12 protein-coding genes are annotated in these 17064 nt (G+C 39.3%); 7 read left to right on the top strand and 5 right to left on the bottom strand.

Translation table 11 applies throughout. The features are described 5' to 3' along the window. Positions 1–25: 25 nt before the first annotated feature. The gene (locus tag ACQ96U_RS03020; RefSeq protein ID WP_431719750.1) at positions 26–1990 is read right to left on the bottom strand and encodes a sensor domain-containing phosphodiesterase; all 1965 of its coding nucleotides are present in this window, start codon (positions 1988–1990) and stop codon (positions 26–28) included. A 479-nt stretch (positions 1991–2469) separates the two neighbouring features. On the opposite strand from ACQ96U_RS03020, the gene ACQ96U_RS03015 reads away from it, so the two are divergent. Next, positions 2470–3081: a hypothetical protein gene (locus ACQ96U_RS03015; RefSeq protein ID WP_431719749.1), complete on the top strand. Its 612-nt coding sequence runs from the start codon at positions 2470–2472 to the stop codon at positions 3079–3081. A gap of 152 nt (positions 3082–3233) precedes the next feature. Next, positions 3234–3560: a protease inhibitor I42 family protein gene (locus ACQ96U_RS03010; RefSeq protein WP_431719748.1), complete on the top strand. Its 327-nt coding sequence runs from the start codon at positions 3234–3236 to the stop codon at positions 3558–3560. Between the two features lie 73 nt (positions 3561–3633). Here the strand turns inward: ACQ96U_RS03010 and moeA are convergent, their stop codons facing one another. Further along, positions 3634–4869: a molybdopterin molybdotransferase MoeA gene (moeA, locus tag ACQ96U_RS03005; protein WP_431719747.1), complete on the bottom strand. Its 1236-nt coding sequence runs from the start codon at positions 4867–4869 to the stop codon at positions 3634–3636. A gap of 86 nt (positions 4870–4955) precedes the next feature. Further along, positions 4956–5603, bottom strand: coding sequence for a two-component system response regulator NarL (narL, locus tag ACQ96U_RS03000; protein WP_431719746.1), 648 nt, complete (start codon positions 5601–5603; stop codon positions 4956–4958). A 395-nt stretch (positions 5604–5998) separates the two neighbouring features. Between narL and ACQ96U_RS02995 the strand changes: the two genes are divergently transcribed. After that, positions 5999–7612 (top strand): MFS transporter, encoded by a 1614-nt coding sequence (locus ACQ96U_RS02995; RefSeq protein WP_431719745.1) that lies wholly within the window; start codon positions 5999–6001, stop codon positions 7610–7612. A gap of 91 nt (positions 7613–7703) precedes the next feature. On the opposite strand, the gene ACQ96U_RS02990 is transcribed toward ACQ96U_RS02995, so the two are convergent. After that, complete coding sequence (locus ACQ96U_RS02990) at positions 7704–9539, bottom strand: histidine kinase (RefSeq protein ID WP_431719744.1); 1836 nt, start codon at positions 9537–9539, stop codon at positions 7704–7706. Positions 9540–9972: 433 nt separating this feature from the next. Between ACQ96U_RS02990 and ACQ96U_RS02985 the strand changes: the two genes are divergently transcribed. The 4 genes from ACQ96U_RS02985 to narI are packed head-to-tail and all read left to right on the top strand — an operon-like array spanning position 9973 to position 16726. Then, positions 9973–13710 (top strand): nitrate reductase subunit alpha, encoded by a 3738-nt coding sequence (locus ACQ96U_RS02985; protein ID WP_431719743.1) that lies wholly within the window; start codon positions 9973–9975, stop codon positions 13708–13710. Between the two features lie 14 nt (positions 13711–13724). After that, entirely contained in the window at positions 13725–15257 is a 1533-nt protein-coding gene (gene narH, locus ACQ96U_RS02980) for a nitrate reductase subunit beta (protein ID WP_431719742.1), read from the top strand. Positions 15258–15260: 3 nt separating this feature from the next. Next, entirely contained in the window at positions 15261–16043 is a 783-nt protein-coding gene (gene narJ, locus ACQ96U_RS02975; protein WP_431719741.1) for a nitrate reductase molybdenum cofactor assembly chaperone, read from the top strand. After that, positions 16040–16726 (top strand): respiratory nitrate reductase subunit gamma, encoded by a 687-nt coding sequence (gene narI, locus ACQ96U_RS02970; protein WP_431719740.1) that lies wholly within the window; start codon positions 16040–16042, stop codon positions 16724–16726. The genes narJ and narI overlap by 4 nt, the downstream gene beginning before the upstream one ends. Before the next feature lie 72 nt (positions 16727–16798). On the opposite strand, the gene moaD is transcribed toward narI, so the two are convergent. Further along, entirely contained in the window at positions 16799–17053 is a 255-nt protein-coding gene (gene moaD, locus ACQ96U_RS02965) for a molybdopterin converting factor subunit 1 (protein ID WP_431719739.1), read from the bottom strand. Between the last annotated feature and the right edge of the window lie 11 nt (positions 17054–17064).

Here is a 17064-nt window from a genome sequence, read left to right as displayed (position 1 = left end):
TATTATGACTCTAGGCATGGATAACTTATGAATACAGTGATTTAAAGTAGAAATCAGCATCCTTCACTCGCTTGGAAACGATATGATAAGGCAATGGCTTACTAATTAAAAAGCACTGTACCTGATCACAACCTAAGTCCCTTAAAATACTAAGCTGTTCATTATTTTCAACCCCTTCAGCCACTACAGCCAAACCAATATCATGACTTAGATTTATTATATTGTGTACCAGCATGCAGTCAGTTTTTTCCTGGTCAATATTGATGATAAAACTACGATCTAGTTTAACTTTATAAATTGGCATTCGTTGTAAATAACTTAATGAAGAGTAACCCGTTCCAAAATCATCAATTAAAAATTTAAATCCTAAATCTGACAGTAAATTCATATTGTTAAGCGCAGCATCAAAATCCTTTAAAATACAACTTTCGGTAACTTCAAACTGGACAGCATCACAACCCACACCAAATTCTTCAAGTACCCCCAACAAAGTAGCAACAAAATCTTTATCAACCAGCTGTACACCAGAAAGATTGACCGTAATAGGCTTACTGAAAGTACTGGAAATAGTTTTCCACTGACAAATATGCTTGCAAACTGTTTTCAGAACCCATTCTCCAATGAGCGAAATTAAACCTGTTTGCTCTGCCACAGGAATAAATTCTGATGGCGATACATCTCCTAATACAGAATCACAAAAACGTAGCAATGTTTCAAAGCCAATAATCTCTCCTGAATTTATACAAACGATGGGTTGATAAACTAAATAAAAGTTATTATTTTGAATTCCTTTCTGTAAATGTTGTTCTAAAATAAACTGGCGACTTATAAGCTGAGATGACTCATTTGAAAAGTAAACAACACAAAGATCACTGTCCATATTACTTGATTTTGAGCACATCCTTGCATTTTCAAGTAAAGTCAACGCATCTTTACCATCACCAGGATACTCTGACACACCCACTCTCACTTTTAAGTACAAATCAACGCCATTGACACAAAAACTTTTTTGAAATATTGAGCATAATTTTGAAGGAAGTGCATACTTAATATTGGTTGTATTAACCGCGTTTTTAGCTCTACGTGTAAATCCTAAGATAGCAAATTTATCTCCTTCCAAATGTGCCACAGTAAACTCTTTCTTTAATTCACTTTTCAGTCGAATTGCAACATCTTGTAAAACCTGATCACCGCACTTTCTTCCCCAAGCATTTATTAAATGTGAAAATCGACATATATTTATAATACAAATAACAATATTAGAGAAAAAGTCACTATTGAGTAGTGTTTGTTGAAACCTGTCTATAAACAACTGTTGATTAGAAAGTCCTGTTACAGGGTCATAAAATGCGTTTGAAATAGTTTGTTCTTTTAATTGAAAAACATTGTAGTTATGTAATAGCTCACTTTCTACCAGATCAGAAAAAATTAATAAATGATTTCGCTGGCGACCTGTTAGTGCTCTTGGTTTTCTATCAATAATACAACATGAACCAACGGGATGCCCCATAGGCCCTCGTAAAACAACACCCGCATAAAAACGAATATAGGGTTCACCCACAACAAGAGGATTATTAGCAAAACGACTATCTTTATGAGCATCTTCAACAACAAGAATTTCTGATTCTAAAATAGCATGTCCACAAAATGAAATATCACGTGATGTTTCAGTAGCCTGGAGCCCACATGTTGACTTAAACCATTGCCGGTGAGTGTCAACCAGTGAGACCAATGCAATAGGAACATCAAGCACATCCGCCATCAACTCGGTAATACGATCAAAACGTTCTTCAGAAGACGTATCTAGAATATTAAGTAATTTTAAGTCATTAATACGCTCGTCTTCATTGAGAGGAAGAGGAGGCTTTTTAAAAGTAACTATTTTTTCCGTTTGAACCATAAGCTTAAATACAGTTGTCTGAGTATCAACACTTAAACTTTTATTAAGATAAACGTTAAAGATAACAAACAATGATACAACTTGAGGCATTTATAATACTGTTATAATTTATATCTTTTTCCTTAATTAGCTTGTTACTTTATCGATAACACTGTTCTTTTTAGTATAGCCTATACACCCACTCTGTAACGAATAAGTCGCTGTGAAACACACCTTTCTATATCCTTTCTCAAATGGCCTTTCCATAGTGCTTACCCTATACTCATACCTCAAATCAACACGTACATCCATTTAGAACACATGCTCCACAAAAAATCCTAGTTAAATCTATTAATTAATGTACAATGCTACAGTTCAGCAAAATAAATAGCACAAGAGTGCAATATTAGTGTACGCGAGGACTGCATGTAACATCAGTAACCCATGCAATACTGGGTAGCTAGGATTATTAAATATTAATTGAGAAATCAAAGTATAGAGATAGTTATACGCTCACAACTTAAAATTATGTATAAAAATCATTCAAAATTTTCCATTAGTAGCATTAGGTCTTTGTAAAAATTCAGACAATGAATGACTCATCATTATTAAATAATTCCCAAGAAAACCCGGACTTATTCTGGGATATATCATCTATAACGAATAAAAGCAAAGCTATTCATTTTTTTCAATCTGTATCATCTTCTTTTTGTGTATATAGTCCTACAGTTGAAAAAATATACAGCAACTTTGAAGTTATTCTACCTAGAGATCATAATAGTGGCTTAATTGTCCTACCCAATCCTTTTGCATTCCATGATACCTTTAACCGTGTAAACGAGGAGGCTATAAAATCCACAGGAATTTTATTATTTCCTGGTGAAGTATTCCAAAGAAAAGGGTTAATTATCTGTCTAACACAAGCAAAAACTAAAAAAATACAACATATTGAACTTGATAGTGCATCTATTTTTCTGAACAGATTGTATCTACGTCGATTTAACACACCCTTTTTACCAATACTACTCAATGGTGACCTAAAAGAGTTTAAAGCAAACTCACCTTATTTACACTTACATAGGTTTGATCCTACCGCAGTCACAGAACTGAGTCAGTTTGAAATAAAGTCAATTAGCAATACTATTAACGAGCGATTTCAAGCGATGATCAAAAATAAAACTCACAAACGCGCTTATATTTAAAGTATAATTCACTTTGGATATGCTCTAAGAAAGTGTATGTTGTAACATCGTATCTATAGATATTAATAACCTATTATGCTTTTTAAATCCTCCCATAATCTTCTGCTACACTTTAAATAACTACTATCGGATAAGAGCAGGGATACCACATCATGAAAGAAGGATCAGGTATACTACTAAAAGAAAACTTTATCAATAGCCTTAGTGTCGGTGGCGAGCTAGCATGGTTTATCGTTGATAACAACGGTGGATCAACAGGCTATTCGTGGAAGTGTGTCGCCGACAATTCGGGTATTTATAAGCTTGTCAAACGTATTGTCTTACATCCAAGTGTATTGGCAGTAGGCGTACCTGGAAGTGTTGTGTGGCAATTTGAGGCAATTAAGCCTGGAGAAGGTCAAGTGCTCTTTCAGCTTTATCCCCCAGGCGGCATTAAACCAGTAAAAAGTATTCGAATTACCATTGAAGTAAAAAGTTAATTTGTCATAATAATGCTAAGAAATCTCTTCAAGAAGTATGACAAATTTTTTCTTATATCAAGAATAACCCGTGTCACAACAAAGGAGGTTGGAAAAGTTCAACCTTCACTTGCTCACCAGAGCTCACACTTCCTTGAACATCATCTAAAACTATAAAACAGTTAGCGTCAGTTAATGAGGACATAATTCCACTACCCTGCAAACCTGTGGATGTTACCATTAACTCCCCCTTGTTATTGGTTGTATAGCAAGCACGTATATATTCGGCTCGCCCTGGTCGCTTACGTAAATCATGGGTGATATTTGCAGATAAGTGCATTGGTGGTTGGTAATCTCCACCCTGCATTTTAGTAATTGCCGGTAATGCTAATTTATAAAACGTAACTAAAGCTGACACTGGATTACCAGGTAATCCTAAAAATAATGTTTGTGACAACTTACCATATGCGAAAGGTTTTCCAGGCTTTATTGCCACCTTCCAAAGGTGTAACTCGCCCAATTCACTAATAATATCCTTAATATAATCAGCTTCTCCGACAGAAACCCCTCCAGAGGTTATAATAACATCACACATTTCCCTCGCTTCAATTAAGGTCTCTCTTAATAATCGAGGATCATCTGCAACAATACCAAAATCATGTACATCACAGCCGATTTTTGCTAATAACGCAAGTAACATGTAGCGATTACTATCATAAATATCACCCATGTTAAGTGTTGCCCCTAAAGGTTTTAACTCATCACCCGTAGAAATTAATCCAACCTTTAATTTTCGGTACACGCTAACTTTTGGTATACCCTGAGCAGCCATGAAACCAATATTAGTTGCTGAACATTTGTGCTTTACTGGAAATAATAACTTGCCTTGTTTAATATCCTCACCTTGGACTCTGATATGATCACCTTGTGTTACTGTACCTGAAAAAGTGATTTTACCAGGACTGACTTCCTGGGCCTTTTCCTGCATGACCACAGTATCCGTGCCACCAGGTATCGGCGCACCCGTCATAATTCGTACACACTGTCCATGTTCAACAGTACTTTTATAAGGATGGCCTGCAAAAGCTTTCCCTACTAACGTAAATGGCTGATCTTGGTGGAAGCTTTTGAAGTTAATGGCATAACCATCCATTGCTGAATTATCCCACGCAGGGCTATCCATTTGCGCATATACTGGTTGAGCGAGGTACTGATTGATCGCATTTAACAACGGAACTGTCTCATAATCTGTAAGAGTATCCACAGCCGCTAACAGCATATTTACAGCCTCATCTACAGATATCAGTCCTGGCTGATTACAACAACTCATATAAACCACCTTACCCAACAATATTCAGAAAATTTGAATAACCTTCTCACTTAGCTATACCCTTCAGGATGAGCAATATCAATTATTTAATTTTTTTGTTTATTCACCATCCATACAGCAGCTTCAACTCGTGAACGCATATTCAACTTCTTTAAAAGATGTTTTACATGGACTTTAACCGTTCCATCAGAAATACCCAACTCTCGTGCAATAATTTTATTACTATAGCCTTGGGCAATTCGCATAAGTATTTCATACTCTCGACTGGTGAGTGTTGCCAACAGGTTATCATCAGAACGATCTGGCTTGCGCAGTGCCGTTGCCAACACTTCGGCTAAGCGTTCACTAATCACCATCCTTCCCAAAACGACTTGTTTTATTTTATCGAGAATATCTTCAGGCTCCATATCCTTTAATAAGTAACCATCCGCTCCCGCCCGAATACAATGAATAACATCCGCATCGTTATCAGAAACCGTAAGCATTATGATACGTGCAGTAACCCCCTGCGCTCTCATCATTCGGAGTGTTTCCAAACCATCTAAGCCCTGCATATTCAAGTCTAATAAAATTAAATCAGGTTCATTATTTTTTACAATCTCAAGAGCATCCTGTCCCCTACTACACTCAGCAATAATTTTTAGACTATCCTCTAGTTCGAGTAACTGTTTTAATCCTTTCCTAAACAATGGATGATCGTCAACCATTAAAATAGTAGCAACTTCAGAAGACATTACGTTGATCTCTAGGCATTTTTTTATGGGTATAATATTTATCGTCCAAATTTGTCATAAAACTTTACATTTAAGTGATGACTAATTTTTGATCTACATCAGCATTATGACTAATAACGATTATAGTCGATAAGGGACCTTATCCCTTATGTGAATAGTTTTTATACCCCTTAGTAAGTATTTTTAAGTATGCTTTACATATTATCAAATTAACACATTACGCTCTACCCGCAGTAATACGGCCTTTTTAACGTATTGCTTATGTAAAAAGAAATGCATTCTATATTTTGAAAATGAGAAATGCGATCTACCCCCTTCTAGGCATTGTTCCATACTCACCATCCACTCATAGTCAATTTACATTTCGTCACGCCTCATTAATGGGGGAGATTGCTATGACTGATATATCACATTGGAACCCTGAAGATACCCAACAATGGGAAAACTCAGCCAAAAATATTGCAACGAGGAACCTGTGGATTTCGATTCCATCATTATTATCTGGCTTTGCTGTTTGGTTATATTGGGGAGTTATTACCGTTCAGATGTTAAATTTAGGCTTTCCTATAGCTAAAGCTGAACTTTTCACTCTGATGGCTATTGCCGGCTTAACAGGCGCAACATTACGTATACCCAGTAGTTTTTTTATTCGTTTATGTGGTGGGCGAAATACTATTTTCTTCACAACATCTTTGTTAATTATTCCTGCTTTAGGAACTGGAATGGCTTTACAGGATAAAAATACTCCCCTCTGGATATTTCAGTTTTTAGCGCTCTTATCGGGTATCGGAGGTGGTAATTTTGCTTCTTCAATGTCAAATATTAGCTTTTTCTTTCCTAAAAAGAAGCAAGGCCTTGCACTTGGCCTTAATGCAGGACTCGGCAACTTCGGCGTCACGACAATGCAAATCATCGTGCCGTTATTCATGACCTTTGGTGCATTTGGAGCACTCGGAGGTGAACCTATGGTATTAATCAATGGCTCAGGTACTCTGATAGGAAAAATTGCTGCGGGTTCGGAGACATGGATACAAAATGCTGGCTATGTTTGGCTGCTGCTCCTGATCCCCCTCGCTTTTCTAGGCTGGTTTGGTATGAACAATTTGTGTACTCCCGAAGTGTCGCCAGATATAGGCAGTACATCAAGTGCATTCACCAAAATCACCTTTATGTTTATCATCGGCTTTCTAACCGCAAGTTTAGGATTATGGTTAATGCTACCAGAGTCTGCTAACGGCTCTGGTTGGGGTGTTCCAAAAGAAATTGTACTTATTGGCGTGATCACGGCAACCGTTTTTGCGTTAAAAAGTTTGCCTGGACAAATTAAAACAAGCTTATCCCGTCAGTATAAAATATTTAATAATAAACATACCTGGATCATGAGTATTATTTATACCATGACTTTTGGCAGCTTCATTGGTTACGCCGCGGCTTTCCCTTTAGCGATAAAAGTCATATTTGGGTATAGCCATATCATGGTTGATGGTCAGATGACCCATGATACTGCAAATCCTAATGGTCCAAGTGCACTCATGTATGCCTGGATGGGACCTTTCATTGGTGCGCTTATTCGTCCCGTAGGGGGCTGGATAGCAGATAAGATAGGTGGAGCAATAGTAACACAGTTCTGCTCTATTATTATGGTCATCAGCGCGCTGGGTGTCGCCTATTACATGCAGGCAGCTTATAACGCTGCAACACCCGAAAACTACTTTATTCCCTTCTTTATTTTATTCCTTGTTTTGTTCACTGCAACGGGCATAGGAAATGGTTCAACATTTCGTACCATTGCCATGGTTTTTCCTAAAGAGCAAGCAGGCCCCGTGTTAGGATGGACTTCTGCAGTAGCCGCTTATGGTGCTTTCTATATACCACAAGTTATTGGCGAACAAATTACCGCAACCACACCCGAAGTAGCCCTCATTGGGTTTGCAATATTCTATGCTGTTTGTGTCATTATCAATTACTGGTTTTACCTACGGAAAAGCGGCGAGTTTTACAACCCTTGATCTATATAACCCTTCGTATTGGGTATAGTAAAGAGTATATTGTCAGTAAAGCTTTCCCCCTTTGCTGACAATTATTTAAAAAATGAAAAGTCTACTTTTTTTCTTGCAAACAGTCAGGTGTAAACTCAAAGAAAACCCCTGTTCCTCCCTCTTTTAAGCGTTTAATTTCTAGCACTCCCTTCAAGTGTCGACTTCGTTCACGCATAATCGCTAAACCATAATGGTTGAGTTTGTCTGGATAATCCTTAATACCTATTCCATTATCCACAATCGAAATATTAATATGCTGATGATTATTTAAATCCAATGATATTCGTATACAATTGCCTTGTGAGTGATGTAGGGCATTCTGTACAGCTTCTCGTATTAGCTGTAATAAATGTATTTCTTCATTTGGTGTCAATGGTAAATGGTGAATTTGATAGTCCAGATTAATATTGAAATTTGGCTGTTGTTCAATGGCTTGTTTAACAGTTTGTTCTAAAGCCGCCGATAACCCCTGCTCCGGAATTTGTAGACGAAATGTTGTTAATAATTCTCTCAGTTGTTGATAGGCCGATGTAATACCTTCTCTTAATTCAGTGACAATATCCACAATATGAGGCGGTTGCTGCTCTTCAGGTAAAGCGCGTTTTAAACGTGTCACTTGAATCTTTAAATAAGACAGTGCCTGTGCAATAGAATCATGTAGCTCTCTCGCAATCACCGTTCGCTCATTCATTAATGCCATTCGCCTTTCCTGATGCAATTGTCCTCTCAGACTCAGTGCTACAGCAACTTGACTGGCAAATGACTTTATCACTTGATGCTGCCATGCTTCCAGCTCACAGTGAGCGTTTAAGGTAAACACTAACACACCATAATGATTATTATCTTTTATTAATGGATAGTGAATTTTAGGGCAATCGGCAGGTGTTACAAAGTTACCTTCAGCAGACAGACACTGCTCGCAATCGACTGGACGACAAGTGTTAGCAGAAGAATGGGTGCTAAAATGCTCATAAGGTATCTGTGCATCGGAGGTTTTCAAACATATATCTATTGCATCCACATTGATAACATCAGACAAACTTGCTAGCCAATAATCAAATGAAAAATGACTTTTACTTTTTTCATTAATATCACAAGCAACCTGATAAAGAAAATTCAGTGTTTGATTACTCCTGTTTAATGCTTCTGTTTTTTCTGTCACACGTTGTTCCAGATGGCTATACATTTGCGAAATATCAATACACATGGTATTGATGGTTTTCGCTAATAAGCCAAGCTCGTCGTCGTGATTCAAATCAATATTCTGTGAAAAATCCCCCTCACCAATCTTTCGTGCACAATATGTTAATTGTTGCAAAGGCCGTGTAACGTGCTTGTTTAAAATTTTTACTGAAAAATAGGCTAATGACACAATGGAAAACAATGCAATTATTTGAATAAGTCGTAGTGTATCAATTTTCCTTTCTGCCAAATGCTGGTACAAGTTAACCAACTGATCAATTTCTTCGACAAATACTTCTACTTTATTCTGTAATTTATCAAGCTGTAGAGGGGTCTTATAATTTTCTTTTTCAAGTTGCCTTTTTATATCATCAAACCAATGCTGTTTGACGACAGTATATTGTTTACTTAATAATGAGTTTTCATCATCAAGTGCTTGTAATAAAGCTGGAGCCGTTAAACTTTGATTAAAATCATCTAGGTACTGATTAATAGGTTGTCTTACTTGCATCACTACTGCATTACGTACCACGACATTCAACAACCTATAGCTTTGCATACGTAATGATCCTGCTATATTGACAGCTTCAGCATCTTGATCAGTACTTTCTGAAATAAAATAAGATGCAATTATCGTAACCAATGACAACAATACCAACATGGTCATAATGGCACTCATACGAAAAGTGATCGATTTTTGAAAGTGCTGTAGCATTTTATTTTTTCCTACTTAAGTATTATTAAATATACACTCTACTACGATGGATATACCACCAAAAAACCACAACGTTTCACTTTTCCCATATTACTACGATAAAACGCCGTATATTACTTAAAAAACTCACTATTTCGCCATCTTTCTCTACCTCTTAATGAGTACAAATGCCCCTATACTGTCTATCCTCCCGAAAAAACCTTTGATGCATATCAATTAGCCACATGCTCTGCTCCTTACACTTATGAATAAGCATCCTAATGAGAAAAAAGCGCCACAATTAATGATGAAAGAAATTAGTTTTATCAAATAAATATTTTTATAACGTAATTAAGAAGACAGCGCCTATCGCTCACTTATTTCTTGAGCATAGAAAAAGTTGTTACTCGCAAAATTATTTTAAGTATTTCAGCCTGCCGTTGAGGAGTTCACAATGAGCCATTTTCTAGACAGGTTACTGTTTTTCAAGCAAAAAAAATCAACATTTGCAAATGGACATGGTGAAACCACCACGGCAAGTCGTCAGTGGGAAGATGGTTACCGTCGCCGTTGGCAGCACGATAAAGTGGTTCGTTCAACACATGGCGTGAACTGTACAGGATCTTGTAGTTGGAAAATCTACGTTAAAGACGGCCTTGTCACGTGGGAAACACAACAAACTGATTATCCCAGAACTCGACCTGATCTACCAAACCATGAACCACGAGGCTGCCCTCGTGGGGCCAGTTATTCATGGTATATGTACAGCGCTAATCGTTTGAAATACCCTAAAATTCGCAAACAATTATTACAGCTGTGGCGTGATGCATTAAACCAGCATTCTGATCCTGTTAATGCCTGGCAAAGCATTGTCGAAAACCCAAATTCTGCAAAGAGTTATAAGCAACAACGAGGCATGGGCGGATTTGTACGTGCCAGTTGGGAAGAAGTCAATACCCTGATTGCTGCCGCCAATGTCTATACGGCCAAACAGTATGGTCCTGATCGTATTACCGGCTTTTCTCCCATTCCTGCCATGTCCATGGTGTCTTATGCGGCTGGTGCACGCTACCTGTCGCTTATTGGCGGTAACTGTCTTAGTTTTTATGACTGGTATTGCGATTTACCGCCAGCATCCCCTCAAATTTGGGGTGAACAAACCGATGTGCCTGAAGCAGCCGATTGGTATAACGCCAACTACATTATTGTCTGGGGTTCCAATGTGCCTCAAACACGCACACCTGATGCCCATTTTCTTACTGAAGTTCGTTATAAAGGCACAAAAACCTGTGTCATCACGTCTGATTATTCCGAATGTTCGAAATTTGCTGACAGTTGGTTAGCACCTCGACAAGGAACTGATGCAGCCCTGGCGATGGCCTTTGGTCACGTTATTTTGAAAGAATTTCACTTACAACAGCCCAGCGCCTATTTTTCGGATTATATACGACGTTATACCGATATGCCGATGTTGGTGATTCTTGATGAATATCAACAGGGTAATAAAACGGCATTGATTCAAGGTCGCTTTTTAAGAGCATCAGATTTAGCGAATAATTTAGAACAAAACAATAATCCTGAGTGGAAAACCGTAGGCATTGATCAGGATACGCAGCAAATCGTAACGCCCAATGGTTCCATAGGGTTTCGCTGGGGGGAACAAGGTAAATGGAATATAGAGCCTGTTAATAGTCAAACAGGTCAAAATACCACTCTATTGCTAAGCCTAAAAACAGCTCATGACGAACTTGCCAACGTTTTATTTCCCTATTTTGGTAGCCAACAACACGAGCATGGTTACTTTCAACATACCCAGCATGAAGCGCTACTGGCCAGAAAAGTCCCTGTTAAACGTATCACCTTAGCTGATGGCAAACAGGTTAAAGTCGCGACCGTATTTGATTTAAGCATTGCCAATTACGGTATTGATAATGGCTACAACGATGAGAACACGGCCAGCGATTATGACAGTGATATTCCTTACACCCCCGCCTGGCAAGAAAAAATTACCGGCGTTCCTCGGGCTGATGTCATTCGCATAGCACGAGAATTTGCCCGCACTGCAGATAAAACCCAAGGCCGCTCAATGATTATTGTGGGTGCCGCATTAAACCACTGGTATCACATGGATATGAATTACCGTGGACTCATTAATATGCTGATGCTGTGTGGGTGTGTGGGGCAAACAGGTGGCGGCTGGGCACATTATGTCGGTCAAGAAAAACTCCGACCACAAACGGGCTGGCTCCCTTTGGCATTTGCTTTAGACTGGCAGCGCCCTCCTCGTCAAATGAATGGCACTTCCTTTTTTTACAACCATTCAGATCAATGGCGCTATGAAAGACTACACATGTCGGAAGTCATTTCGCCCTTAGCCAACGCCAATAAATGGCAAGGCTCCATTATTGACTATAACAGCCGTGCTGAGCGTATGGGGTGGCTACCCTCAGCACCACAACTGGGTATTAATCCACTCCAATTAACGCGTGATGCAGCCTCACACCAACAGGAACCCATAGACTACACCTGCAACCTATTAAAATCAGGCCAATTAAAGTTTGCTTGTGAGGATCCAGATAACCCTCAAAATTACCCTCGAAATCTTTTTATTTGGCGCTCGAATTTATTAGGCTCCTCAGGCAAAGGTCATGAATACATGCTTCGGCATTTACTGGGAACCCGCCATGGATTAATGAATAAGGATTTAGGTGAAACGGGAGGTCAAAAACCTGAGGATATTACCTGGCGAGATGAAATTCCTGAAGGTAAACTTGATTTACTGGTTACCCTCGATTTTCGCATGTCCACCACCTGTTTATATTCTGACATCGTGCTGCCCACCGCCACCTGGTATGAAAAAGACGATTTAAATACCTCCGACATGCACCCCTTTATTCATCCGCTGACCAAAGCCGTTGACCCAGCCTGGGAAGCTCGTAGTGACTGGGATATTTTTAAAGGCATCGCCAAACAGTTCAGTCAAGTTGTTAAAGGTCATTTAGGTGTTGAAAAAGATTTAGTCACTGTTCCTATTTTGCATGATACACCCGCTGAATTAGCACAACCCTTCGGCGTAAAATACTGGTGGAAAAAAGAGTGCGAATTAATTCCCGGAAAAACTGCTCCGAATATGGTTGTCGTAGAGCGTGATTATCCTAATACTTATAATCGTTTCACATCGCTGGGACCTTTATTAGAAAAATTAGGTAATGGTGGCAAAGGTATTTCCTGGAATACCACAACTGAGGTTGAATTATTAAGTAAATTAAATCATACCTATACAGAAGATAGCCCTCGTCATCAACGTCCTAAAATCAATAGTGCAATTGATGCCGCTGAAGTTATTTTAACACTTGCACCCGAAACCAATGGTCAAGTGGCCGTCAAAGCCTGGGCCGCATTAAGTAAAGTGACAGGACGCGATCACTCACATTTAGCAACCCCCAAAGCTGATGAAAAAATTCGCTTTCATGATGTGGTTGCTCAACCTCGCAAAATTATTTCCTCACCAACCTGGTCAGGTTTAGAAGATGAACACGTTAGTTACAATGCAGGCTATACCAATGTCCATGAATTCATTCCATGGCGGACAATCACTGGCCGCCAACAGTTTTACCAAGACCATGAATGGATGCGTGATTTTGGCGAAACCCAGTGTTTATATAAACCTCCTATTAATTTAAAAACGATAGAAGGCGTCTATCAACAAAAAACCAATGGTCACCCAGAAATATTATTAAACTGGATTACCCCGCACCAAAAATGGGGCATACACAGTACCTACTCTGACAATCTATTGATGCTGACACTATCCCGCGGCGGTCCCATCGTCTGGATAAGTGAAACAGATGCCCAAAAAGCCGGTATTGAGGATAACGACTGGATTGAAGTGTTCAATATTAACGGAGCTATTTCTGCGCGTGCCGTTGTCTCACAGCGTGTACCTGAAGGGATGGCAATGATGTATCACGCCCAGGAAAAAATCGTCAATACCCCTGGATCAGAATTAACAAAAACCCGAGGAGGTATTCATAACTCTGTCACCCGCGCTGTAATGAAACCCACTCATATGATTGGTGGTTATGCCCAGCAAGCGTATGGTTTTAATTATTACGGTACGGTTGGTTGCAATCGCGATGAATTTGTTGTCGTGAGAAAAATGCATCATGTCGACTGGCTAGATAACGAGTAACGGGAGTCAAAATCATGAAAATACGTGCACAAATTGGCATGGTGCTCAATCTTGATAAATGTATTGGCTGCCATACCTGCTCAGTAACCTGTAAAAATGTCTGGACCTCCCGCGAAGGCATGGAGTACGCCTGGTTTAACAATGTTGAAACTAAGCCAGGTTTAGGTTATCCCCAACAGTGGGAAAATCAGGAAAAATGGCAAGGCGGCTGGCAACGAAATAGCAACGGTGACATTACCCCTAAAATGGGCAGTAAACGAAAAATACTGGCCAATATTTTCGCAAACCCTGCTTTACCTGAAATAGACGATTATTACGAACCTTTTGATTTTGATTATCAGCATTTACACCAAGCTAAATCCGGTAATCACCCACCAACAGCACGCCCCCGCTCATTAATCAGTGGGCAACGCATGGAAAAAATAACATCTGGCCCTAATTGGGAAGAAATATTAGGTACAGAATTTTCCAAACGACGGGCCGATAAAAACTTTGAACAAATTCAAGCCGACATGTATGGGCAATTTGAAAATACATTTATGATGTATTTACCAAGGTTATGCGAGCACTGCTTAAATCCGGCTTGTGTCGCTTCTTGTCCTAGTGGTGCCATTTATAAACGTGAAGAAGATGGCATTGTACTGATTGATCAAGATAAATGTCGTGGCTGGCGCATGTGTGTTTCAGCCTGCCCCTATAAAAAAATCTATTACAACTGGAAAAGCGGAAAATCAGAAAAATGTATCTTTTGTTACCCTCGCATCGAAAGTGGGCAACCTACCGTATGCTCTGAAACCTGTGTAGGCCGAATTCGCTATCTAGGTGTTTTATTATACGATGCTGACCAAATTCATCACGCTGCCAGTACAGAAAACACGGAAGACTTATATCAGGCGCAATGTGATTTATTTTTAGATCCTAACGACCCAGAAGTAATAAAAGCGGCTCGCCAAGAAGGCATACCAGAAGCGTGGTTAACCGCAGCTCAACAATCCCCTGTTTATAAAATGGCAATAGACTGGCAAGTTGCCTTACCACTGCACCCTGAATACCGCACACTACCGATGGTATGGTATGTCCCTCCCCTTAGTCCGATTCAAACCGCTGTCGAAGCGGGTTATGTAGGTAAAACCGGTGAAATTCCTGACCTTAAATCATTGCGTATTCCCATCAAATACTTAGCCAATTTATTAACGGCCGGCGATGAAAAGCCCGTTATTAGAGCATTAGAACGAATGATTGCTATGCGTGCCTACATGCGGGCTAAACATGTCGATCAAATCAATGATAACGATGTACTCCAGCAAGTCGGTTTGGATGAAGCCTCTGTGGAAAGCATGTACCGCTATATGGCCATTGCCAATTATGAGGACCGTTTTGTTATTCCCACCAGCCATCGAGAGTATGCAGAAAATGCATATGATCTAAAAAGTGGTTGTGGTTTTAGCTTTGGTAATGGCTGTAGTACTGGTGATAACCACGTCAACCTATTTGGTGGCAAAACAGCAACATCGCGCAATATTATTCCAGTAGTGATGAAGGAGTAAACGATGAAAAGCCTTATTATTCTCGCTCGACTACTGGATTATCCCACACCAGATATTACAAATGGTATGGATGAAATTTATCAATTCATGCGACAAGACTTTTCTTTAGACGAAAAAGTTAAGCAAGATGTGTTGTCTTTTCTTGATCACTACTCATCCTATCCATTACTGGACTGGCAAAGTGAATATGAAGGGCTATTTGATCGAAGCCGCTCTCTGTCCTTGCACTTATTTGAACATACCTATGGAGAATCCCGTGATCGTGGTCAAGCCATGGTTAACTTATTAGGTCAGTACCATCAAGCCGGATTACAACTTAATAAACAGGAATTACCGGATTTTTTACCGCTGTATCTTGAATTTGTATCAACCCAGGGCACACCACAGGCTACCGAATGGTTGCACGATATTGCGCATATTCTCAGCCTGTTAACCGCTCGTCTCCAACAACGTGAAAGTCAGTATCACCTGTTATTTAAAGCCTTACTTACGTTTGCACAAGTTAGTGTTGATTTAACAGCCGTACAACGTCAAATTGCAGACGAAGCCAAAGACGATACTCCAGAGGCTATAGACAAAGTCTGGGAGGAAGAAGCGATAAGCTTTGGCCACCAAGACGCCTTATCCAGTGTCGCTAATAATCAAACAACCCATTGCACTCACACTTCATTTCGCCCTACTGAAGCTCAGCGTAAAGACCACTATTTAGCAGTTAACTGGCTACAGGAGAAATCGCCAACACCGACTACATCTACAGTACAAACTGTGGAAGGAGAGCAGCCATGAATTATATTAATACGTTGTTATTTGCTATTTATCCCTATATTGCGTTAAGTGTATTTTTTCTTGGTAGCTTAATTCGTTACGATCGCGATCAATATACGTGGAAAACCAGTTCCAGCCAGATATTTGAAAGCCGCCAGTTACGGCGAGGTAGTATTTTATTTCATGTTGGTATCATTATGATCTTGCTTGGGCATTTTGTGGGATTACTGACTCCCACTGCCGTATGGCATGTCTTAGGTATATCCGCCAGTTTCAAACAATTAGTTGCCATGTTACTCGGTGGTATTTTTGGTTTAATCTGCTTAGCCGGGTTAATCATACTTATTAAGCGTCGCCTCACAAACCCTCGTGTTCGTGCAAATACAAACATCATGGACTTTACCATTCTTTGGTTATTACTGGCTCAACTAGTACTTGGTTTACTGAGTATTTTTGTATCGACAGGTCATATGGATGGGCAAGAGATGCTTAAATTAATGAGCTGGGCTCAGTCAATTGTCACCTTTCAGGCAAACGATGCAGCCGTATCTATTGCAAGCGTTCACTGGATTTATAAGCTACATGTGTGGCTCGGCATGACATTATTTTTAGTATTTCCTTTTAGTCGTTTAGTCCATATTTGGAGTGTCCCTGTCGGTTACTTGAATCGACGTTATCAATTAGTGAGGGCCAGAGCTCGCTAAACATTATGATTACCGTATAAGTAGCATATTAAAGGGCACCGCTAAAGAAAACCACTATTTATACGGTAATGTTCATCCCCCTGTGACAGGTGGAAAAAATGCAACTTCATCTCCAGTGTTTATCGTGGTTGTTCGCTTGACCATTTCATGATTACACGCAACTAATGTAGTTTTTTGTTGCAATAATTGTTGCCAATGTTCTCCTCGTTGACTTAATAATTCAATTAATTCTTCAATCGTTTTAACGGGTAATTTATTCAAATCAATCGTTAATTGTTCACAACCTAACTGCTCGCGTAGTTGTCCAAAAAAAAGTACGTTAATCATACTGAGTCCCA

This window comes from Zooshikella sp. RANM57 (genome assembly GCF_050749885.1).
Classification (GTDB): domain Bacteria; phylum Pseudomonadota; class Gammaproteobacteria; order Pseudomonadales; family Zooshikellaceae; genus Zooshikella.
The sequence above is the reverse complement of the archived record's forward strand: the minus strand, read 5'-3'. Positions and strand labels throughout refer to the sequence as shown.